We start from the raw sequence: 21,261 nt of genomic DNA, 5'->3' as shown, positions 1-21,261 counted from the left end.
GACGGGCGATCGTGGTGCGCTGCCGGTTACTCGACCACTGCTTCGTGGCGAAGCAGTGGCGTGCGTTCTTCGTCGGTTGAAGGGGATGGGGCGTGACATGGGCGGGCGGCGCCGCCCTGGGCGACAAGGTCCTCATACACCCCGACCTTGAACCTGATCAGGTCCAGGGACTCGGTGAGCCTGCCGATCTGGGTGGTGACGTGCTCGGTGTGCTCGCGCATGAGCGCGAGTCGTTCTTCCTCGTTGCCGGCGCCTTCTCTGACGAGGCCGGCGTATCGGCGGAGCATGGGCAGGGGCATGCCTGAGGCTCGGAGAATGATGCAGACGGTCAGCCAGTCCACGTCATCCCTGCTGTAGACGCGGCGCCCGCCAGGTCCGCGTTGCACGGGGTGGACGAAAAGGCCCTCGCGCTCGTAGAAGCGCAGCGCGTGAACGCTCAAACCGGTGTGTTCGGCGACCTGTCCGATACTCAGACGTGTCGTGATCTCAGCCATGCCGGTCAGAGTAACGGGGGTTGACCTAGAGCCGGGTCTAGTTCCTAGGGTGCCTCGTGCGATCGACGCCTCTGTCGCTCTGCGTGATCCGTTGAATGAGTAAGGGAGCATCACCATGCGCTATCGCACCCTCGGCCGAACCGGCATCGAGGTCAGTGTCCACTGCCTCGGGACCATGATGTTCCAGGACGGCTGCAACCCGGACCACGACGATTGTGTCCGCATCATCCACGCCGCCCTCGACCAGGGGATCAACTTCGTCGACACCGCCGACATGTACGGACAGGGGGAGTCCGAGGAAATCGTGGGAAAGGCGCTGCGAGGGCGCCGTGACGACGTCGTACTCGCCACCAAGGTCCACTTCCAGATGGGCGAAGGCCGCAACCGCAGTGGCAACTCACGGCGTTGGATACTCAAGGCGGTCGAGGACAGCCTCAGGCGTCTGAACACCGACTGGATCGACCTCTACCAGGTCCACTTCCCCGACCACTCCACCGACATCGAGGAGACGCTCTCGGTGCTCAGTGACCTCGTGCGCCAGGGGAAGATCCGCGCCTTCGGTTGCTCGAACTTCCCGGCCGAGGAGATCGTCGAGGCACACCACGTCTCCGAGCGGCGCGGCCTCGGGCGCTTCCGCTCCGCCCAGCCGCCCTACTCGATTCTGGCCCGCGGTATCGAGGCCTCGCTCCTGCCCGTCTGCGAGCGCTACGGAATGGGGGTACTGGTCTGGAGCCCCCTCGCCTTCGGATTCCTCACCGGCAAGCACCGCAAGGACCGGCCCATCGACCTGGCAACCGGCCGCGCCGCTCTTCGACCGGCATTCTTCGATCCCGCGATCGCCGAAAACGCCGCCAAGCTCGACGCCGTCGAACAGCTCATCGAACTCGCGGCAGGCATCGGCTGCACCCTCCCGCAGCTCGCCGTAGCCTTCACCGTGGCCCACCCCGCCGTCACCTCCGCGATCATCGGACCGCGGACCATGCGGCAGCTGGAGGATCTGCTCAAAGGCGCCGCGCTCACCCTGGATGACGCGGCCCTCGACCGGATCGACGAAATCGTGCCGGCCGGGATCAACCGGTACAACCCCAGCGCCTCCTTCCCTCCGCGATCACTGACCGACACCGCCTTGCGGCGCCGCCCACTCGCCGAACGCGCCGCGGCCTGAGTGACGTGATCGTGGTGAACGGGTTCCTCATTGGGGCGGCATGAGCGTCGCGATCGACGACGAACCCGCCGAGCTGGTCTGCTCGTACCACCCGCTGGAGATCGCCCGAGGCACGGCGATGGCGGAGCGCCGAAAGATCCCCGGCGGCACGCCGACCCTGTTCGCGGAGCTGGGCTACCGGCCGCGACTCGGCGTGGACCGGGTCTCGGCGCGGTTGCCCACCCAAGACCGGTACCAGGCACTGTGGTTGCCCGGCGGGCTGTCGGTTCTGCGGACGCCGCGTGTGATCTACAGCGACGACGAGCGGCCCGTCGAAGCGACCGGCGCGGTCAAGGCGGGCCATCTGCACGAAGTGCAGTACGAGTTGCAGTACGAGTTCACGGCCGAGTGAGTCGGGCGCTCTGTTCCCGCCGGTCAGCCGGAGACGTGTGATTCGGGCCGCATCCGGCTCCATCCGTAGTCATGGACACGCCTCACGGGGGAAGACCTCCGTAGGATTCCCGGGTTCGGCTTTCTCCCCGTCAGGACGGCTTCAAGTGATACCTCCCCGCACGTACCGAGTGATGCTGCCCGCCCTCAGCGTGGCGGCGGTGCTGGCCCTGGCCGGCTGCGACCCCGAGCAGACGTCCTCCGGGGCCGGGCAGCAGGGCGGTGGACAGGCTGCCGTCACCGGGTTCGGGGCCAGCCCGCTCGACAACGCCGACGGTACGAAGCCGGGCCTCGCGCCGCTCACCTCCGAGGCGGACCGGGCAGCCGGCCGGAAGGTCATCGAGAAGGTGGCGACGAAGGGGCGGGGCCCGAAGACCGGGTACGCGCGCGACAAGTTCGGCTACGCGTGGAAGGACTCGGTCGACGGTATACCGCTCGCGCGGAACGGCTGCGACACCCGGAACGACCTCCTCGCCAGGGACGGCAAGGACGTGAAGTTCCGGTCCGGTTCGGACTGCGTGGTGGTGTCGATGACCCTCAAGGACCCATACACCGGCTCGACCATCGACTGGCGCAAGGAGCAGGCGACGAAGGTCCAGATCGACCACGTCATGCCGCTCTCGTACGACTGGCAGATGGGCGCCGCCCGCTGGAACGACGCCAAACGGCAGCAGATCGCCAACGACCCGCTCAACCTCCTCCCGGTGGACGGCCCGGCCAACAACGCCAAGAGTGACTCGGGGCCGGCGTCCTGGCTGCCGCCGTACAAGCCGGTCCGCTGCTCGTACGCGGTGCGGTTCGCGCAGGTCTCGCTGAAGTACGACCTGCCGGTGACGACCGCGGACAAGCAGGCGATGCTGGCGCAGTGCGGCGGATGAGCAGGTCGCACTGAAGGTGCCCCCGGTGCCGCGGACCCGGATGCGCCGGGCCCGAGCCGCCCGGGGCGCAGCCTCTGACGAGACGGTGCCGGAAGGATCCGGTGGGCCCTTCGCCGTCACCGCACTAGCGTGTGCGGGATGGAGCTGACCATCACCACGCTCGCCGAGCGGCCGGAGTTGACCGACGCGGTGGCCGGAATGTCCGATCCCTGGCCGGAGTTCATACGGCACGACCCGGTGGGGCGACAGTACTTCGGGCGGATCACCGCCGAACTGCCGGAGTACTCGCTCGTCGCGACCGAACCGGACGGCGCGGTCGTCGCGCGGGCGCTCAGCGTGCCGCTCGCGCTGAAGGCGGCCGATCAGGTACGTGAGGAACTGCCCGAAGCCGGCTGGGTGCAGGTGTTGCTGTGGGCCTTCGTGGACCTGCGGGACGGGCGGGTGCCGGACACGGTCGGCGCGATGGAGATCGCCGTGGTGGCGGACCGCCGGGGGCGGGGGATCTCCGGCCGGATGCTCACCGCGATGCTGGAGAACGCCCGGCGGCTGGGGTTCGGTGAGGTCCTCGCTCCCGTGCGGCCGAGCGCCAAGCACCTGGAGACGCGGGTGGCGATCGAGGACTACGCGTACCGGATCCGGGAGGACGGGCTGCCGCACGACCCGTGGTTGCGCGCTCATGCGAGGGCGGGCGGAGAGACCGTGGGCATCACGGCAGAATCCGTGCGGGTGACCGGGTCGCTCACTCAGTGGCGGCGGTGGACCGGGCTGCCGTTCGACGTGGCGGGCGAGGTGGAGGTGCCGGGGGCGCTGGTGCCGGTGCGCTGTTCGGTGCGGAGGGGGTTCGCGGTGTACGAGGAGCCCCATGTGTGGGTGCGGCATCGGCTCTGAACGCGCTGACGGAACCCGCCCGGGTGGGGCGGGTTCCGTGGTGTCCGACCGGCCAAGGGTTCCGTGATGCCGGGCGGCTCAAGAACCTGAGATCTGCGGCTTCTTCACCGGGAACGGCTTGTTGAATCCGGAGAATTCGACGGTGAGGGGGCGGCCGGTGCCTCCGGCGTCGTCCGGCAGACGCGTTCTCAGCAGGTAGGGCCTGCCCTCGGAGGCGATGCTTGCCGTCCATGTCCCCTCGTCCGTCCTGCCGTTGACGGTCAGGGTGGTGACGCCGGAGGTGGAGTCGGGGCCGGGTGCCGTCGTCTTTCCCTTGCGGGCCGTCCCGCTCTTCCGGGCGAGGATGCCGAGGAACGTCTCCCGGTCGCAGTAGCGCTCGGCCAGCTTTGCGTGCGGGTCGCCGATGGGGGCCTTCACCCAGCGGCCGGTGAGCTTCTCGATGTCGGCGGCGGTGTTCTTGCGCGGGCCCTCCTTGGCGACGGCCTCCTTCAGCATCGCGGCGTCGGACCGGGTGTAGACCGTGCCTTCCATCCGCACCAGTTCCAGCGTGCCTGCCGCGCCCATGGAGAGCGTGACCGTGCACGCGCCCCTGACATCCGTGGCGACGAACGCACTGACCGGGCCCTCGGCGGAAGTCGTCTCCACCGCCATGCGGACCGACTTGGCGCTCCGGGTCGCCGCGAGGGCCTTGCTGACGACCTCGGGGCCGGTCAGCCGCGCATAGGGCGCGGCGGTCCGCTCCTCGTCGATGAGCGTGCCGCAGGCCGCCGTGAGGGCGAGGGCTGTCACGGTGCTGAGAGAGGCTGCCGTGGTGCGGGCGAGCGGGCGCATGACGGTCGGCTCCGGTCGGGAGAGAAGGGTCAGAGCTTCAGGTCCCACTGGGTGGCGTCGTACGTAAACCCGGGGTTGACCTCGACCGTCAGGCTCTTGGCGTCCGCGGGGGCGTCGAAGGCGAACTGGACGGTGATCTTCTTGCCCGGCAGGATCGTTCCGCTGAAGCCCTCGCCGACCTTGCCGTCGAAGATCTGCTCGGCGTCCGCGCCCTCCTGGCCGTCGCGGGCCGTGACGCTGACGAGCGCGGAGTCGAACTTCTCCTTGCCCGCGTTCTCGATGACGACGGCGACCCGGTAGGCCTTGTTGCCCTTGGTGTGCCCGGCGGCGTACGCGTCCGGGGTGTACGAGGTGGCGTCGCCGACCGTGACCGTCAGATCGTCGTCGTACACGGCCGAGTCGCCGGCCTCCAGCGCCTTTCCGGTGTCCTTCTTCTTGTCGGATCCACCGTCCTTGGCGGAACCGTCGCCGCCGGGCTTCGGCTTCGCGGAGGCCGTGGTGTCCGACACCGCCTTGTTCAGGTCGTTCACCGCGTCGTCCACCGCCTTGAAGGTGATCACCGCGCCCACCACCGAGAGGATCAGCGAGATCAGGCCGAGGACGGCGCCGAAGGTGGCCATGCCCTTGTTGGTGGCCTCGCCGCGCTTGGCCCGGCCCCGGCCCACCAGACCCAGGATCAGGGCGATGACGCCGAGAATGCCCGCCAGCCAGAAGAAGAACGGGATCAGCCCCGACACCGCGCCGATGACGCCCAGGACGAGGGCGGAGATGCCCAGTCCGTTACGGGCCGGGCGCGCGCCCGGCATCTGGGCGGGAGTGTACGGCTGCTGGGGCTGCGGGGACTGCGGCGGCTGCGTGAACTGGGACATGGCTGTGCCCTCCGGCGAATGCAGAGATGGGTGGTGAGCGGTTCTGTGCATCGCTCCTGTAGCGATGGGGCAATAACAGCAGAGCTTGTGAACCGAGTCAACATGGTTCACGCTGAAGGTGTTGATGCACGCTGTGAATCGGCGACCCGTAACCGAGATCGGTATGCTCGCCAGCACCGCACGAAGGCCACTGCCGGGACAGCCAGTGCCAGGACCAGGGAGACAGTCAGTGCCGGAGAACTCGACAGAGGTGACCGCGGCGGGGATCGCCCGGCTCGCGGGCGTGGGGCGGGCCGCCGTCAGCAACTGGCGCCGCCGCCACGCCGACTTCCCCAAGCCCGTCGGCGGCACCGAGACGAGCCCGTCCTTCGCCCTGCCCGAGGTCGAGCGGTGGCTGCGTGACCAGGGGAAACTCGCCGAGGTCCCCCTCCGTGAACGGGTCTGGCAGCAGCTCGCCGGACACCCGGCCGGCGCGATTTCCGCCCTGGTCCACACGGGCTGCGCCCTGCTGCTCCGACGGAACAGCCCCACAGCCTGGCGGGAGATCACCGCTGTGTCGGACGAGGCGATGGCCGGTGTGCTGTCCCGCGCTCTCGATGACCTGCTCGCCGACCGCTTCGGGCCCGCCACGGTAGCCGGACGGGCTGTTCACACTCCCGGCCGCGCCGAACTGCTTCCGTTCATTCCGCTGCTCCGCGGCGCCGCGGAGCTCGCCGCCGAGACCGGGGCCCGGGAAACCTTCGAGTTCCTGCTCGGCCGCCAACTGGACGCCAACCCACGCCAGTACACACTCACGCCGACCGGACTCGCCGAACTCATGGCCGCACTGGTGGAGACCGGGAAGCAGCCCGCCCGCACCGTCCTCGACCCCGCAGCGGGCACCGGCGCCCTGCTGCGCGCCGTCGGCAGCCCGACTGCCCTGTACGCGCAGGAGGCCGACCCCGACCTCGCCGCGCTCACCGCACTGCGTCTCGCCCTGCACACCGACCCCGACAACAGCTGCGCCGTCGCGGCGCGGGCCGGCGACACCCTGCGTGCCGATGCCTTCCCGCAGGTCGCCGCCGACGCCGTGCTCTGCCACCCGCCGTTCAACGAACGCAACTGGGGCCACGACGAACTCGCCTACGACCCGCGCTGGGAGTACGGGTTCCCGGCCCGTACGGAGTCCGAACTCGCCTGGGTCCAGCACGCCCTGGCCCATCTGCGCGAGGGCGGCACCGCCGTACTCCTGATGCCCCCGGCCGCGGCTTCGCGCCGCTCCGGTCGCCGGATCCGCGCGGATCTGCTGCGCCGCGGCGCCCTGCGCGCCGTCATCGCGCTCCCGGCCGGTGCCGCACCCCCGTACGGCATCCCGCTCCACCTCTGGGTGCTGCGCAAGCCCGGAACCGGCCTGCAGCCCTCGCCCGAGCTGCTGCTCGTCGACACCGCCGAACCTGCCGAATCGCACCCGGCGGGCTTGGCGGCCGCCGCTCCGTCCGGTGGGCGCGACCGGCTCGACTGGCAGGCGGTGCGCAGCGCCGTGCTCGACGCCTGGCGGTGGTTCGAGGGCGCGCGCGAGGGCGTGGCCAACGGTGCAGGCACGAGCGCCGTCCCCGTCATCGAACTCCTCGACGACGACGTGGACCTGGCCCCCGCCCGCCATCTGCCGCCCCCGGCCGCCGCGGGCGGGCCGGCCGAGCTGATCCGCGTACGGGAACGGCTCACCGAGACGCTCGGAATCACCGGCACCCTCACCCCGCCGGCCGTGACCCCCTCCGAGCCGGCCCGCTGGCCGCTCACCACCGTCGGTGAACTCGCCCGCGCCGGCGCACTCCAGCTCCGCACCGGCGGCTCCGGCACCGGCCCGGCACCCGTCCTCACGGAACACGACGTCCTCGGCTCCACCGCCCCTTCGGGAAGCCTCCCCGTCGACGGGCCCCCCGAGGAGCCCGTCCTCGTCGAACCGGGCGATGTCGTCGTCCCCGTGCTCGGCGGCGGTTCCGTCACCCGCGTCATCGACGCGTCCACCGCGGGTGCCGCGCTGGGCCGCAACCTCCAGCTGCTGCGCCCCGATCCGTCCGCCCTCGACCCCTGGTTCCTCGCCGGCTTCCTGCGCGGCACCGCCAACAACCGCCAGGCCAGCAGCTACGCCTCCACCGCCACCCGGCTGGACGCCCGCCGTCTCCAACTGCCCCGGCTGCCGCTCGCGGAACAGCGGAGGTACGGAGAACGGTTCCGCGCCCTCGCCGAGTTCGAGGACGCGCTCCGGCTGGCCGGGCGACTCGGCGGGCAGCTGGTCCAGGGGATGTACGACGGGTTGACGGACGGCACGGTCACACCGCAGTGAGCTGAACCACTCCGTACAACCCGGGGCGGGTTGTCGGTGTCGCCGTTTACGCTCGGATCTGCGTGCATCGAGCGTGTGCGTGGACCTTCAACGACCAGGTCTCCAGGAGCAGCCATGTACGCCCCGGGTCATCCGCCGACGCCACCGCGCCGGGTTTCCAGCCGGGCCTGGATCGTCTCGATGCGTGTGCTGTTCGTGCTGCTTCCGGTGTGCTCGCTCGGACTGCTGCTGTGGAGTCCGCTCCTCCGTCTCGCGATCGTGCGCCGCCGGGCGTCCGACTGGTGGCTGACCGGGGCCGGTTTCGTGCTCGTCTGCGTGCTCCTGCCGATCATCGGCAGGGACGGCAGCGACGAGCCCTCCGGCATCGACAACGTCCTCATACCGCTACTGCTGGTGGTGATGGTGGCCGCTCCCGCCTACTACCTGGTCGGGGACGTCCGCCACTACGAACAGCTCACGAAGCGGAGCGTCATGGGCGGGTACGCGCCCTTGGCACCGGGGTACGGATACGCGGCCACGGTGCCGATGCCCGCGCCCGAACCGGCACCCGCCGCGCCGCTCCCCACCCCGCCGGCCGCCGCGCCCGTCCAACAGCCGCCCGCCGCACCACCACAGCCGTACCAGCAGCCCCAGCCGCAGCTCGCGGCCGACTCCCGACCGCACCCCTGGAACCCGCATTCCCACCCGCAGCCCCAGCGCATCGACCAGGTCCGCGCCGAGCTCGACGAGTTGAGCGACTACCTCCGCGGCGACCAGCTCCGCAAGGGCGACGACCTCCCCAAGGAGGAGAACCGGTGAGCGGACGCGTCATCGGCGGGCGGTACCAGCTGGCGACCGTCCTCGGCCAGGGCGGCATGGGCCAGGTCTGGACGGCGTACGACCAGCGCCTGGACCGCCGGGTCGCGGTGAAGCTGCTCCGCCCCGACCGGGTCACCGGCCCCGTCGGCAGCGAGGCGGCGGACGAACTGCGTCGCCGCTTCGTCCGCGAGTGCCGCGTCACCGCCCAGGTCGACCACCCGGGCCTGGTCACGGTCCACGACGCGGGGAGCGACGGCGACGACCTGTTCCTCGTCATGCAGTACGTCGAGGGCGCCGACCTCGCCGACCATCTCGCCGAGCACGACCCGTACCCCTGGCAGTGGTCCGTCGCGGTCGCCGCCCAGCTCTGCGCCGTCCTGTCCGCCGTGCACGCGGTGCCGATCGTCCACCGCGACCTCAAGCCCCGCAACGTGATGGTGCGTCCGGACGGCACTGTCACCGTCCTCGACCTGGGCGTCGCCTCCGTCCTGGACAACGACACCACCCGCCTCACCCACACCGGTTCGCCGATCGGCTCCCCGGCCTACATGGCGCCCGAGCAGGCGATGGGCGGAGCCGTCGGTCCGTACACCGATCTGTACGCACTCGGCGTGCTCCTCCACGAACTCCTCAGCGGCGACGTGCCGTTCGCGGGATCGACCGCCCTCGGAGTGCTGCACCGCCACCTCTACGAGCCGCCGCTCCCGGTCCGCCGGATTCGGCCCGACATCCCCGAGCCGCTCGAAGCGCTGGTGCTGCGGCTGCTGGCCAAGGATCCGCGGCACCGCCCGTCCGGTGCCCAGGAGGTGTACGAACACCTCGCCCCGCTGCTCCCCTCCCGGGGCAACGGGCTGCCCATCGGGCCGCTCGACCCGACCCGTCCCTTCCTGCGCCCGCACGCCCCCTGGCCCGACCGCGCCACCGCACCGCCCCCGGCCCCGCCCGCACCGACAGCTGCCCGGCCCGATGTCGCAGCCGCCGTCGACGACGTCAAGAAGCTGCTCGGAGAGGGCCGCATCACCCAGGCCGTGGACATCCTCGGCTCGATTCTCCCGGTCGCGGCCGAACAGCACGGCGAGGACTCCGCCGTGGTCCGCATCCTGCGCAAGCAGTACGCGGCGACGCTGATGGACGACGGCCAGTACCGCCGCGCCCTGCCCGAACTGCGCCGCCTCGCCGACGACCGCGCCGCGGAGGCCGGCCCGGCCGACGCCCAGACACTGCAGTTCCGCTACGACGCGGCCCAGTGCCTGGAACAGCTCGGCGAACCGGCCGCCGCGCTCGCGGAGTACCGCGCCGTTCTCCCCTACTACGAGAACCACCACGCCACGGGCAACGACCCGGCCCGCTCCTTCGAGATCCGCAACCGCATCGGGCACCTGCTGCTCGCGGTCGGCGACCACGTGGCGGCGCGTGTACAGCTGCAGGGGCTGCTGTACGACACGGAGCGGGCCTACGGACCGCATCATCCACTGCCGGTGGAGCTGCGCCGCCGGCTCGACCGGCAGGTGGAGGTGCGCGGCGGCTGACGGGGCGACAGGGCCGGACAGGGCGCGACGGGGTGAGCAGCCGAGTAATGGACAGCCGAGTAATGGACACGCCAAAGTTCTGCAATGGATTGCCTCGGAGGCCGCAGCCGGAGACCAAGGCCGGTCGCGGCGTGAGACCGTGATCTGCCGCCGGGGCGGCTGACGACACGCCTGCCCCGCCGGCCTCACACTTCGTTCGAGCACTGCCGAGCGCCGTGTACGTCGGCGGGAAGAACCGCGGCTGCGCGCAGCCCAACCTCACCGCCTCCTGGGTGAAGTCCGTCAGTGCCATCGGCTGGAGGCTGGTCCCGCTGTACGTCGGCGCGCAGCCGCCGTGCCAGACGAGCGCCAACCCGGAGAAGATGACCGCCGCCAACGCCACCTCACTGGCCGTCACCGACGCCAACGACGCCGTGGCGAAAGAGGCCGCACTCGGCATGAAGCCGGGGAGTCCGGTCTACCTCGACATGGAGTACTTCGACCCGAAGAACACTTCCTGTGTGAACACGGTGCTCGCCTGCACTCGGTCGTTCGACAAGACCGTCAAGGCCAAGGGGTTGCGAGCTGCTGCCGGTTTGCTGCACTGAAGTGAGTTGTGGTGTGCGGGAGTGGGGCCTGTCGGCGGGTTCCTGGGGTGGGAACGGGGGTTCTGGGGCCGAATGGGTGACCTTGGCGGCTGGTGCTCGTTGGCTGGTTGGCAGGTGTCCGGTCTCGTGGGAGGGGGTGGTGTGGTGGGTGGGCTGAGGGAGTTGACGGCGTCCTTCGTGGTGCCGGGGCCTGCTGGGGTGGCGATCCGGGACCGTCTCAAGCACCTCACGCCGCACGACGAGGAAGTCCTGCGCGCTGTCGGTGAGCATCAGGGTGCGCTCGCTTCCCGTGATCTCAAGGCTCGCTGCGCGGACGGCCGCGATCACAGCGCTCAGACGTGGGCCACGCGTAAGCGGGAGCTGACGGCGCAGTCGTCGTCGCGGATCGCCGGTGCGATCACCAAGGCCACGCACGATCAGTGGGCGCTCGCGCGCCGTTGTCAGGCAGCACACATCCGGAGTCTGGAGGCTGGGATCAGGACGCTGCGGCACCGTCTGTCCCTCCCGGTCGGGGCGCCCGGAACGAAGCGGGCCGCAGGAGGCTACCGCTCCCGGAGGGAGTGGTTCCACAAGTCCCGCCGCCTAGCGGTGCTGGAGGCGCGGCATGCAGCCGTTGTCGCCGACTGGCAGGCCGGACGGGTGCGGGTGGTACGGGGTGGAAAACGTCTCCTCAACACCCGCCACCACCTCACCCAGGCCGGGTTCACAGAAGACCAGTGGCGCAAGCGCTGGGAGGCGGAGCGCTGGTTCATCGCTACTGACGGTGAGTCGGGGAAGCGGTTCGGGAACGAGACGATCCGTGTCACCGCGGACGGTGAAGTGTCCATCAAGCTGCCCGCCCCGCTCGCGCACCTGGCCAATGCCCAGCACGGCCGGTACACCTTCACCTCGACCGTGGCGTTTGCGCACCGGGGCGTGGAGTGGGCCGACCGCATCGCCGCGGACCGGGCCGTCGCCTACCGCATCCATCTCGACATGGAGCGTAACCGTTGGTATCTCACTGCCTCCTGGCAATGCCCCGTTGTGCAGACCATCCCGTTGGAGACCGCCCGCGCCCGGGGCATGGTCGGCGTTGACACCAACGCCGACCACTTCGCTGCCTATCACCTGGACCGGCACGGCAACCCCATCGGCGACCCGCACCGCTTCGGCTACGACCTGTCCGGCAACACTGCTCACCGCGACGCGCAGATCCGCCACGCCCTGACCCGGCTGATCAACTGGGCCAAGCAGGCCGGTGTCGCCGCGATCGCCATCGAGGACCTCGACTTCACCACCGAGAAGACACGGGAGAAGCACGGCCGCAGGAAGCGGTTCCGCCAGCTCATCTCCGGCATCCCGACCGGAAAGCTCAAGGCCCGGCTCGTCTCCATGGCCGCCGAACAGGGCCTGAGTATTGTCGCGGTCGACCCCGCCTACACCACTTTGTGGGGTGCCCAGCACTGGCAGAAACCGCTGGCCGCCGCGCATCGAAAGATGTCCCGTCATGATGCCGCCGGTATCGCGATCGGACGACGCGCCCTCGGACACCCGGTCCGGCGTCGGACGGCACCGCCCCCGCACGACCGGAGTGATCGTGCGGGGCATCGGACCGTCCAGGCTGTACGAGGTGACCGGGGGCGTGAGGGAACCCGCCCACCCGCAACGGACCGGCCCCCTGGAGGGTCGTCGCCGCGTGGGAAGCGAAAGCGGGAACCCAGTGCATCCAAAACCGTTCGGGATGCGCCCAGTACGCAACAGTGGGTCCAGGACTCACTCCTGCACACTGGCTAGGAACGGTACTGGTCCGGCTTCTACGGCTTCAGCAACTCCAGCGCCGCCGTCGTGGCCAACGCCACGAACCGCACGGACCTGCCGGAGATCCTCTGGTACGCCCGCTACGACGACGTGTACTCCACCACCAAGGGCTTCCCGTACGCCTCGACGCTGTACACCGGGCACCGCCGCGGCCACCAGTACGCCGTCAACAAGAAGGTGACGCACACCGGCGGCACGCTCACGATCGACCGGAACGCCCCGGTCGCGATCGTGGGCTGAGGGCTGTCCCCGGGAGCGGGGTCCCGGCCGAGCGTGTTTCCTGAACGCCGCGGGGGCCCGCGAGGGGCCCCACAACCGCAACTCCTTCCGAATCGTTGGTCGAACCAGTGGCCTCAACCACATCCACTGCCTAACATCGATCACCGCAAGGTCTTGTGCACTGATGCACAAACTCTCCCCGGGAGGTTCCTTTGCACCGCCGCCGTCGCACCGCGCTCACCGTCTCCGTCGCCCTGCTGGCCGGAGCCCCACTCCTGGCCGCCTGCGGCAGCCAGGCCCACCCGGGCGCCGCGGCCCTCGTCGGCGGGGACCGGATCGAGGTGTCCACGCTGCAGGGCCAGGTGGCGGCGGTACGGGAGGCCCAGCGCGACTCGAAGGACGCCTCGCTGCTCATCGACAAGTCCGGGCAGCTCAGCCGGGCCAAACTGCACGGCATGATCTTCGACCGGGTCCTGGACCGGGCCGCGCGGGACGCGGGCGTGACCGTCAACCGCGACGAGATCCAGCAGATGCGGAAGGCGGCGGCAGCCCAGTCCGGGGGAGAGGCACAGCTGCGGACGGCGATGCTCCAGCAGAGCTGGGTGGCCCCCGACCAGATCGATGCCGTCCTGCGGGAGCAGGTCCAGCTGACGAAGCTGGCCCAGGCGCTCGGCGCCGACCTGCAGCAGCCCGAGGGGCAGAAGGCCGTCGGCGATGCGCTCAGCAAGGCGTCGAAGGAACTGAAGGTCGACGTCAATCCGCGCTACGGCGCCTGGGACGACAAGCAGACCCAACTCGCCAACTACAAGGCGCCCTGGATCAAACAGGTCACCAAGCCCGCCGGCGCGGGCGCCGAGTCCGGTGCCTAGAGCCTCTCGTACACCTAGCGGAAACGGCGACCGGGCCGACCGGAGTAGATTCGAACGGTGAACGCTGAAGATCCGGGCCGTATCATCCTGCTCACCGCCAGTCACCGCGTCGCGCCCGGGCTCCTGTCCTGGCCCGCCTGGCAGGCGCTGCACGCCGCCGACCGGGTGCTCTGCGCCGAGCAGGACAATCCGCAGCTGCCGTATCTGCGTGAGGCGGGCGTCGCTGTCGAGCGGTCCGCGCCCACCGCGCAGGAACTCGTCGACGCCTGCGCGGGTGGCCGGAGCGTCGTCGTCCTCACGGGCGGCGAAGGAAATCAGCCGCTGACCGACGGGCTCGCCCGGCTGGCCGGTTCGGGGCGGGTGCAGATGCCGGACCTGGAGCTGCTGCCCGGTTCGTACGATCTGCCGGGTGCCAGGCTCCTCGATGTGGTCCAGGTCATGGACCGGATCCGGATCGAATGCCCCTGGACCTCGAAGAAGACCCACAAGGGCCTCGCCAAGTACGCCATCGAGGAGGCGTACGAACTCGTCGAGGCGATCGAGGAAGGCGACCGCGACGAGCTGCGCGAGGAGCTCGGGGACGTACTGCTCCAGGTTGTCTTCCACGCGCGGATCGCGGAGGACGGCCGCCCTGAGGACGGGTCGGAACCGTTCTCCGTCGACGACGTGGCCGCGACCCTCGTCGAGAAGCTGATCCACCGCCACCCGCACGTCTTCGGCGACGAGACTGCCGAGACCCCGGAGGACGTCCACGCGCACTGGCTGCGGACCAAGGCCGTCGAGAAGCAGCGCGACTCGGTCACCGACGGCGTGCCACTCGGCCAGCCCGGGCTGGCCCTGGCGGCGAAACTGGCCGGCCGGGTCCGTACCGCGGGGCTCGACGTGGCGCTCCCCACGGGCGGCGGCATCGGTTACGAGCTCCTCGCCCTCGCCGTACGCGCCGAACGCGACGGCATCGACCCCGAGGCCGCACTACGGGCTGCGGGCCGCGCCTACCGGGACGCCATCCGGGCGGCGGAGGGCAACGGATAACGTCGGGGGGTGAACCACAGCCCCGCCGCCCGCCCACCCGACGCACCCGAACTCTTCACGTGGGAGTTCGCCACCGACCCGTATCCGGCCTACGCCTGGCTGCGCGAGCACAGCCCCGTGCACCGCACCGCACTGCCCAGCGGCGTCGAGGCCTGGCTCGTGACCCGGTACGCGGATGCCCGGCAGGCCCTCGCCGACACCCGGCTCTCCAAGAACCCGGCGCACCACGCCGAGCCGGCGCACGCCAAGGGGAAGACGGGCATCCCGGGCGAGCGCAAGGCGGAGCTGATGACGCATCTGCTGAACATCGACCCGCCCGACCACACCCGGCTGCGCCGCCTCGTCTCCAAGGCGTTCACCCCGCGCCGGGTCGCCGAGTTCGCCCCGCGCGTGCAGGAACTGACGGACCGCCTCATCGACCGCTTCATCGCGGAGGGGAAGGCGGACCTCATCCACGACTTCGCGTTCCCTCTCCCCATCTACGCGATCTGCGATCTGCTCGGCGTCCCGCCCGAGGACCAGGACGACTTCCGGGACTGGGCGGGCATGATGATCCGGCACGGCGGCGGCCCGCGCGGCGGGGTGGCCAGGTCGGTGAAGAAGATGCGCGGCTATCTCGCCGAACTGATCCACCGTAAGAGGGAGAACCCGGGGGACGATCTGATCTCGGGGCTGATCCGGGCCAGCGACCACGGCGAGCACCTCACCGAGAACGAGGCCGCGGCCATGGCCTTCATCCTCCTCTTCGCCGGATTCGAGACGACGGTCAATCTCATCGGCAACGGGGTGTACGCCCTGCTGCGCAACCCCGCACAGCGCGAGCGGCTGCAACTCTCCCTCGACGCGGAGGAGAGCCGGCTGCTGGAGACCGGGGTCGAGGAACTGCTGCGGTACGACGGTCCGGTGGAGCTGGCGACCTGGCGGTTCGCCACCGAGCCGCTGACGCTCGGCGGGCAGGAGATCGCGGCCGGCGACCCCGTACTCGTCGTCCTCGCCGCCGCCGACCGCGACCCGGAACGCTTCGAGGACCCCGACACGCTCGACCTCGCACGGAGTGACAATCAGCACCTCGGATACGGGCACGGCATCCACTACTGCCTGGGAGCGCCGCTCGCCCGGCTGGAGGGACAGACCGCGCTTGCCACGCTCCTGAGGCGCCTTCCTGACCTGCGACTTGCGGTGGAAGCTACCGATTTGCGGTGGCGTGGCGGGCTCATCATGCGCGGACTGCGCACGCTGCCCGTGGAGTTCCGGCCGGGGTGTGCCTCGACGCAAGGTGACACTGAGTCAACCCTGTGACTTTCACGTGATCTGCGCTGCATCGACTTGTGACGCGCGTTCGAGTCCCGCTAGGTTCACCGTTCGACTCACCAGTCACTCGTCAGTCACACGGAAGGCATCCCCATGGGCTCCGCGAACGGCAGACACCGTCGCCCTCGTCAGGCACCCGCCATCGTCGTCGCCGCGGGCGTGACGGGATCGGCCATCGCCATCCCACTGCTCGGCGCGGCCGGCGCGCACGCGGCCGACGCCACGACCTGGGACCGGGTGGCCGAGTGCGAGAGCGGCGGCATGTGGAGCGCCGACCTCGGCAACGGCTTCTACGGCGGCCTGCAGTTCTCACAGGAGACCTGGAAGGCGTACGGCGGTGAGGCGTACGCCGAGCGCGCCGACCTCGCCAGCCGCGCGCAGCAGATAGCCGTGGCCGAGAAGGTCCTGGAGGACCAGGGTCCGCGGGCCTGGCCCAGCTGCGCGGTCATCTCCGGCCTCGCGGAGGACGGGACGCTGCCAGGCGTCGATCCCGGGGTCGCGCCCTCCTCCGAGCCGACGCGGAGCACGAAGCCGGCTGACGGCGCGTCGGCGTCCCCGTCCGATGACGCCACGCCGTCGGACAGGGCCTCGGGCGCCACGGACAGGACGGGCGGTTCGAAGCGCTCGGACGGTGCCCACGGGTCGGCTGGCCGGACCGGGACCCCCGCGAAGCGTTCGGCCACCGAGTCGGCCGCCCCGTCCTCCGACGCGCCCGAACTACCCGATACGCGAGATTCATCCGATTCCTCCGGCCGTACGGGTGGCAAACACCGCGGCGCACCGGCCCCCGAGGGGAGTCGGGGCGCGGACGGCAGCCTCGATCGTGAGTCGGGTCGCCACGCCTCCCGTGGCGACGGTGACACACGCGATGCGGGCGCGTCGGCCGCCGATGGCACGTACACCGTCCGCCCCGGCGACAACCTCTGGGCGATTGCTGACGCACAGAAAGTTCCTGGTGGCTGGCCTGCGCTCTATGAGACCAACAGAGGTGCCGTCGGCTCCGACCCGGACCTCGTCCTCCCCGGCCAGCGTCTCGATCTCGGCGTGAAGGCCGAGTGAGGGCGGTCTGAAAATCGGCTAAAAGAGCCCCAAAAATCGGGGTAGTTCAGAGGCCTATGTCCGCTTATGCGTAAGTGAGACATGGGTCTCTTTGTGTCAATTGGCGTGTCGCGCCCGGGGAGTCCTGTCGTATCGCCCCCCACCTGCGAAAACGACGGTTCCTCACATGCAAGTAAGGGCTGATTGTCTGATGTGTCCGTCTTTGAAAGTGGGGGTTGCCTATGTTTACGGTCGGAACCGCTCGCACCGCGGGCCCCGTCGACCGTCACGCCGAATCCTGCCGTCGGTCGAAGGGAACAGACGCGTAAAGCGCCGTAGGCAGGAGCGGGGGACCCAGGTAGGCGCCGGGCCCGATCGTCGAAGGACGCATCAGGACCGGCTTGGGGTGAAGTCGCGTGCTAGGACGTGCGACCGGGCAACTCACTTGGCCCGAACCCGACAGCTCACCTCGTAGGCGTCGGTGAGGAGAAGTTCCATGCTGCTTTCCAGCAAGGGCAAGCACCGCCGCCCGTCCAAGGCTGTCCGTGTCGCCACGCTCGCCGGTGTCGCCGGTGCCGCCGTGGCCGTTCCGCTGATGGGTGCGACCGGCGCCTCCGCCGCCTCCGTCGCCACCTGGGACGCCGTTGCCCAGTGCGAGTCGGGTGGTAACTGGTCCATCAACACCGGCAATGGCTACTACGGCGGTCTGCAGTTCTCGCAGTCCAGCTGGGCCGCCGCCGGCGGTACGCAGTACGCCCCCCGTGCCGACCTGGCCACCAAGGCCCAGCAGATCGCCACCGCAGAGAAGCTCCTCGCCATGCAGGGTCCGGGCGCCTGGGGCTGTGCCGGAGCCGGCAACCTGACCAACGACGGTGTGAACCCGGGCGTCGACACCGGCTCCTCCTCGAACTCCGGCGCCACCAAGCAGCAGAGCGCCCCGGCCGCACCGAAGCGGGCCGAGCGCACCGAGGCCCCCGCCGCCACCCGCTCGGACCGCTCCGCCGCCCCGCAGGCCGAGTCGAAGAAGACCGTCACCACCCCGACCGGCCAGAAGGTCAAGAAGGGTGACGGCGAGTACAAGGTCGCCTCCGGCGACTCCCTGAGCAAGATCGCCGCCGACCACAAGGTCGAGGGCGGCTGGCAGCGGCTGTTCGAGCTGAACAAGGACATCGTCAAGGACGCGGACCTGATCTACCCGGGTCAGCAGCTGCACCTGACCAAGTAGTCCAGGACCTCTCCTCCCCGAGCACCCCGGCCCGGCGCGCATTCCCCCGTATGCGCCGGGCCGGGGTTTCCTGTGTCGCGCGCCACCCCTGCGTGACGCTTCACCTCTGTGTGATCGTTCAACTGTTGTAGTTACTGACCAGTAAAATTCTGACGGTTTGTCCGGCGGTGCGCGCCCTTGGGTCGTTTTTCGTCCCAGGGGTCGGGCGGTCGTCCGACTGATCGGGCCGGGCCGGTTAGGCTCTTGTCGCAAGGCCAAAGTGACCCTGCACAACCAGTGTCATATCCCAGAAGGAGATGCCTCGTGCCGTCCATCGACGTCGTCGTAGCCCGGGAAATCCTCGACTCCCGGGGGAACCCCACGGTCGAGGTCGAGGTTGGCCTCGACGACGGCAGCACGGGCCGTGCTGCCGTGCCGTCCGGCGCCTCCACCGGTGCGTTCGAGGCCATTGAGCTTCGCGACGGTGACCCCAACCGCTACCAGGGCAAGGGCGTGGAGAAGGCCGTCCTCGCCGTGATCGAGCAGATCGGCCCGGAGCTCGTCGGTTACGACGCGACCGAGCAGCGGCTGATCGACCAGGCGATGTTCGACCTGGACGCCACCGAGAACAAGGGCTCGCTCGGCGCCAACGCCATCCTCGGCGTCTCGCTGGCCGTGGCCCACGCCGCCTCCGAGGCCTCGGACCTGCCGCTCTTCCGCTACCTCGGCGGCCCGAACGCGCACCTGCTGCCCGTTCCGATGATGAACATCCTCAACGGCGGGTCGCACGCCGACTCCAACGTGGACATCCAGGAGTTCATGATCGCCCCGATCGGCGCGGAGTCCTTCTCCGAGGCCCTGCGCTGGGGTGCCGAGGTCTACCACACGCTGAAGAAGGTCCTGAAGACCAAGGGACTTTCGACCGGTCTCGGCGACGAGGGCGGCTTCGCGCCGAACCTGGAGTCGAACCGCGCCGCCCTCGACCTCATCGTCGAGGCCATCAAGGAAGCCGGCTACGTCCCGGGCAAGGACATCGCGCTCGCGCTCGACGTCGCCGCGTCCGAGTTCTACAAGGACGGCACGTACGAGTTCGAGGGCAAGTCCCGCTCGGCCGCCGAGATGACGGAGTACTACGAGGAGCTCGTCTCCGCCTACCCGCTGGTCTCCATCGAGGACCCGCTGTACGAGGACGACTGGGCCGGCTGGAAGGTCATCACCGACAGGCTCGGCGCCAAGGTGCAGATCGTCGGCGACGACCTCTTCGTCACCAACCCGGAGCGCCTGGCCCGCGGCATCGAGGAGGGCTCCGCCAACGCCCTGCTCGTCAAGGTCAACCAGATCGGTTCGCTGACCGAGACCCTGGACGCCGTCGAGCTCGCCCAGCGCAACGGCTTCAAGTGCATGATGTCCCACCGCTCCGGCGAGACCGAGGACGTCACCATCGCGGACCTCGCCGTCGCGGTGAACTGCGGCCAGATCAAGACCGGCGCCCCGGCCCGCTCGGACCGCGTCGCCAAGTACAACCAGCTGCTGCGCATCGAGGAGATCCTCGACGACGCCGCGGTGTACGCGGGCCGCTCGGCGTTCCCCCGGTTTCGCTCTGCGAACCAGTAGGCACAGCCGCTCTGCGAACCAGTAGGCACAGCGGCTCTGCGAACCAGTAGGCACAGCCGCTCTGCAAGCTGGTAGGCACAGCCGCTCTGCGAACCAGTAGGCACAGCAAGGGCTGAGCACCGGCCCCTTCGGCCGAAGGAATCGGCTTCCGTCCGTCCCCGCACTCGGTCCCGTACCGTGTGCGGGGACGGACGTGCGTAATGGGGAGGCGGAGACATGGCCGCGAAGGACCGGGACCGGTTCTCCACCGCGACCCGGCTGCGGCTGCTCGGCGAGCAGACCGCCGCCCGTGTCTACCGGTCGCAGAACCGCCGTCAGGCCCGCCGCTCCCGGCTCACCGGCCGGGCGGCCTTCCTCGCTCTCGTCGTCTGCTCCCTGGTGGTGGCGCTCGCGTACCCGATGCGGCAGTACGTCTCGCAGCGGGACGAGATCGCCGACCAGGAGCGCCTGGCGCAGGAGGCCGGCGCCCGCACCGAGGAGCTGCGCGACGAAAAGGCGCGCCTCCAGGACGACGCGTACGTCAGGCAGCTGGCCCGCAAGCACCTGCACTACCTTTTTCCCGGGGAGACCGGTTATACGGTGATCGACCCCGACGCGGTCAAGGAGCGCAACGGCGAGACGGATGATTCCGACCGGCCGTGGCACTCCAACCTCTGGGACGGCGTCGACAGCGCCGACCGCGACTGACTCTCCTCGTTCTCCTTCATCCCTCTGCAGAACCGCAGTTCGAGCAGCCCGATCAGAACCTAGGCAGGCATGGAAACCCCCCCTCCGCAGACCGAGTCCACCGCCCCCACCGAGGCGGACATCGCCGCGTTCCAGCAGCAGCTGGGCCGCCCGCCACGCGGGCTGCGCGCGATCGCGCACCGCTGCCCGTGCGGCAACCCGGACGTGGTCGAGACGCAGCCCCGGCTGGAGGACGGTACGCCGTTCCCGACGACGTACTACCTGACGTGCCCGCGCGCCGCGTCCGCGATCGGCACGCTGGAGGCGAACGGCGTCATGAAGGAGATGACCGAGCGCCTGGGTACGGACCCCGAGCTGGCCGCCGCGTACCGGGCCGCGCACGAGGACTACATCGCCCGGCGCGACGCCATCGAGGTGCTGGAGGGCTTCCCGAGTGCGGGGGGCATGCCGGACCGGGTGAAGTGCCTGCACGTGCTGGTCGGGCATTCGCTGGCCGCGGGGCCCGGGGTGAACCCGCTGGGCGACGAGGCGATCGCGATGCTGCCGGAGTGGTGGCGCAAGGGGCCGTGCGTTTCGCCGTGCGGCGTGCCGGACGAGGACTGACCGTTCCCCCCTCCGGGGGCTTCGCCCCCGGACCCCCGCTCCTCAATCGCCGGAGGGGCTCGAACGGGGGCGGAGGGGCCTGAATTTCTAGGA

At 70.1% G+C, this 21,261-nt stretch carries 18 protein-coding genes, 3 pseudogenes and 1 riboswitch; of the genes and pseudogenes, 18 read left to right on the top strand and 3 right to left on the bottom strand.

The features are described from left to right. Positions 1-26 precede the first annotated feature (26 nt). Complete coding sequence (locus ACZ7L9_RS29395; protein WP_471419842.1) at positions 27-494, bottom strand: MerR family transcriptional regulator; 468 nt, start codon at positions 492-494, stop codon at positions 27-29. Positions 495-609: 115 nt separating this feature from the next. On the opposite strand from ACZ7L9_RS29395, the gene ACZ7L9_RS29390 reads away from it, so the two are divergent. From ACZ7L9_RS29390 to ACZ7L9_RS29375, 4 genes and pseudogenes are all read left to right on the top strand, one after another. Next, positions 610-1,659 (top strand): aldo/keto reductase, encoded by a 1,050-nt coding sequence (locus ACZ7L9_RS29390; protein WP_471419840.1) that lies wholly within the window; start codon positions 610-612, stop codon positions 1,657-1,659. Between the two features lie 46 nt (positions 1,660-1,705). Next, positions 1,706-2,050 (top strand): annotated as a pseudogene (locus tag ACZ7L9_RS29385) (UTRA domain-containing protein); the annotation flags it as partial. A 145-nt stretch (positions 2,051-2,195) separates the two neighbouring features. Next, the gene (locus ACZ7L9_RS29380) at positions 2,196-2,966 is read left to right on the top strand and encodes an HNH endonuclease family protein (RefSeq protein ID WP_471419838.1); all 771 of its coding nucleotides are present in this window, start codon (positions 2,196-2,198) and stop codon (positions 2,964-2,966) included. Between the two features lie 138 nt (positions 2,967-3,104). Further along, a complete protein-coding gene (locus ACZ7L9_RS29375; RefSeq protein WP_471419836.1) occupies positions 3,105-3,854 on the top strand; it encodes an N-acetyltransferase in 750 nt (249 codons plus the stop codon). 78 nt (positions 3,855-3,932) lie between these two features. On the opposite strand, the gene ACZ7L9_RS29370 is transcribed toward ACZ7L9_RS29375, so the two are convergent. Together ACZ7L9_RS29370 and ACZ7L9_RS29365 are read right to left on the bottom strand one after the other, a co-directional pair. Continuing rightward, the gene (locus tag ACZ7L9_RS29370; protein ID WP_471419834.1) at positions 3,933-4,733 is read right to left on the bottom strand and encodes a hypothetical protein; all 801 of its coding nucleotides are present in this window, start codon (positions 4,731-4,733) and stop codon (positions 3,933-3,935) included. Then, on the bottom strand, positions 4,715-5,554 hold the full coding sequence (locus tag ACZ7L9_RS29365; RefSeq protein ID WP_471419833.1) for a DUF4190 domain-containing protein: 840 nt from the start codon (positions 5,552-5,554) through the stop codon (positions 4,715-4,717). Before ACZ7L9_RS29365 ends, ACZ7L9_RS29370 begins: the two co-directional genes overlap by 19 nt. A 229-nt stretch (positions 5,555-5,783) precedes the next feature. Here ACZ7L9_RS29365 and ACZ7L9_RS29360 point away from each other — a divergent pair, with 229 nt between their 5' ends. From ACZ7L9_RS29360 to ACZ7L9_RS29295, 14 genes and pseudogenes are all read left to right on the top strand, one after another. Next, entirely contained in the window at positions 5,784-7,880 is a 2,097-nt protein-coding gene (locus tag ACZ7L9_RS29360; protein ID WP_471419831.1) for an N-6 DNA methylase, read from the top strand. 114 nt (positions 7,881-7,994) lie between these two features. After that, entirely contained in the window at positions 7,995-8,678 is a 684-nt protein-coding gene (locus tag ACZ7L9_RS29355; RefSeq protein ID WP_471419829.1) for a hypothetical protein, read from the top strand. Continuing rightward, entirely contained in the window at positions 8,675-10,207 is a 1,533-nt protein-coding gene (locus ACZ7L9_RS29350; RefSeq protein WP_471419827.1) for a protein kinase domain-containing protein, read from the top strand. Before ACZ7L9_RS29355 ends, ACZ7L9_RS29350 begins: the two co-directional genes overlap by 4 nt. A 152-nt stretch (positions 10,208-10,359) precedes the next feature. After that, positions 10,360-10,770, top strand: a pseudogene (locus ACZ7L9_RS29345) (glycoside hydrolase domain-containing protein); the annotation flags it as partial. Between the two features lie 168 nt (positions 10,771-10,938). Further along, the gene (locus ACZ7L9_RS29340; protein WP_471419825.1) at positions 10,939-12,567 is read left to right on the top strand and encodes an IS200/IS605 family accessory protein TnpB-related protein; all 1,629 of its coding nucleotides are present in this window, start codon (positions 10,939-10,941) and stop codon (positions 12,565-12,567) included. 15 nt (positions 12,568-12,582) lie between these two features. Further along, a pseudogene (locus ACZ7L9_RS29335) lies at positions 12,583-12,831 on the top strand (glycoside hydrolase domain-containing protein); the annotation flags it as partial. Between the two features lie 191 nt (positions 12,832-13,022). After that, on the top strand, positions 13,023-13,679 hold the full coding sequence (locus ACZ7L9_RS29330) for a SurA N-terminal domain-containing protein (RefSeq protein WP_471419823.1): 657 nt from the start codon (positions 13,023-13,025) through the stop codon (positions 13,677-13,679). Between the two features lie 57 nt (positions 13,680-13,736). Further along, on the top strand, positions 13,737-14,711 hold the full coding sequence (locus ACZ7L9_RS29325) for a nucleoside triphosphate pyrophosphohydrolase (RefSeq protein WP_471419821.1): 975 nt from the start codon (positions 13,737-13,739) through the stop codon (positions 14,709-14,711). 9 nt (positions 14,712-14,720) lie between these two features. Continuing rightward, positions 14,721-16,010 (top strand): cytochrome P450 family protein, encoded by a 1,290-nt coding sequence (locus ACZ7L9_RS29320; RefSeq protein WP_471419819.1) that lies wholly within the window; start codon positions 14,721-14,723, stop codon positions 16,008-16,010. A 105-nt stretch (positions 16,011-16,115) separates the two neighbouring features. Continuing rightward, on the top strand, positions 16,116-17,081 hold the full coding sequence (locus tag ACZ7L9_RS29315; protein ID WP_471419818.1) for a transglycosylase family protein: 966 nt from the start codon (positions 16,116-16,118) through the stop codon (positions 17,079-17,081). A gap of 300 nt (positions 17,082-17,381) precedes the next feature. After that, positions 17,382-17,553: riboswitch (cyclic di-AMP (ydaO/yuaA leader) on the top strand. Positions 17,554-17,556: 3 nt separating this feature from the next. Next, positions 17,557-18,285: a transglycosylase family protein gene (locus tag ACZ7L9_RS29310; protein ID WP_471419816.1), complete on the top strand. Its 729-nt coding sequence runs from the start codon at positions 17,557-17,559 to the stop codon at positions 18,283-18,285. A gap of 303 nt (positions 18,286-18,588) precedes the next feature. Continuing rightward, positions 18,589-19,878: a phosphopyruvate hydratase gene (gene eno / locus ACZ7L9_RS29305; protein WP_406381940.1), complete on the top strand. Its 1,290-nt coding sequence runs from the start codon at positions 18,589-18,591 to the stop codon at positions 19,876-19,878. A gap of 216 nt (positions 19,879-20,094) precedes the next feature. Further along, positions 20,095-20,565, top strand: a complete 471-nt coding sequence (locus tag ACZ7L9_RS29300) for an FtsB family cell division protein (RefSeq protein ID WP_471419813.1) — start codon at positions 20,095-20,097, stop codon at positions 20,563-20,565. A gap of 69 nt (positions 20,566-20,634) precedes the next feature. Next, on the top strand, positions 20,635-21,168 hold the full coding sequence (locus ACZ7L9_RS29295; protein WP_471419811.1) for a DUF501 domain-containing protein: 534 nt from the start codon (positions 20,635-20,637) through the stop codon (positions 21,166-21,168). Positions 21,169-21,261: the final 93 nt, after the last annotated feature.

Source organism: Streptomyces sp. NPDC111516 (assembly GCF_055635345.1).
The sequence above is the reverse complement of the archived record's forward strand: the minus strand, read 5'-3'. Positions and strand labels throughout refer to the sequence as shown.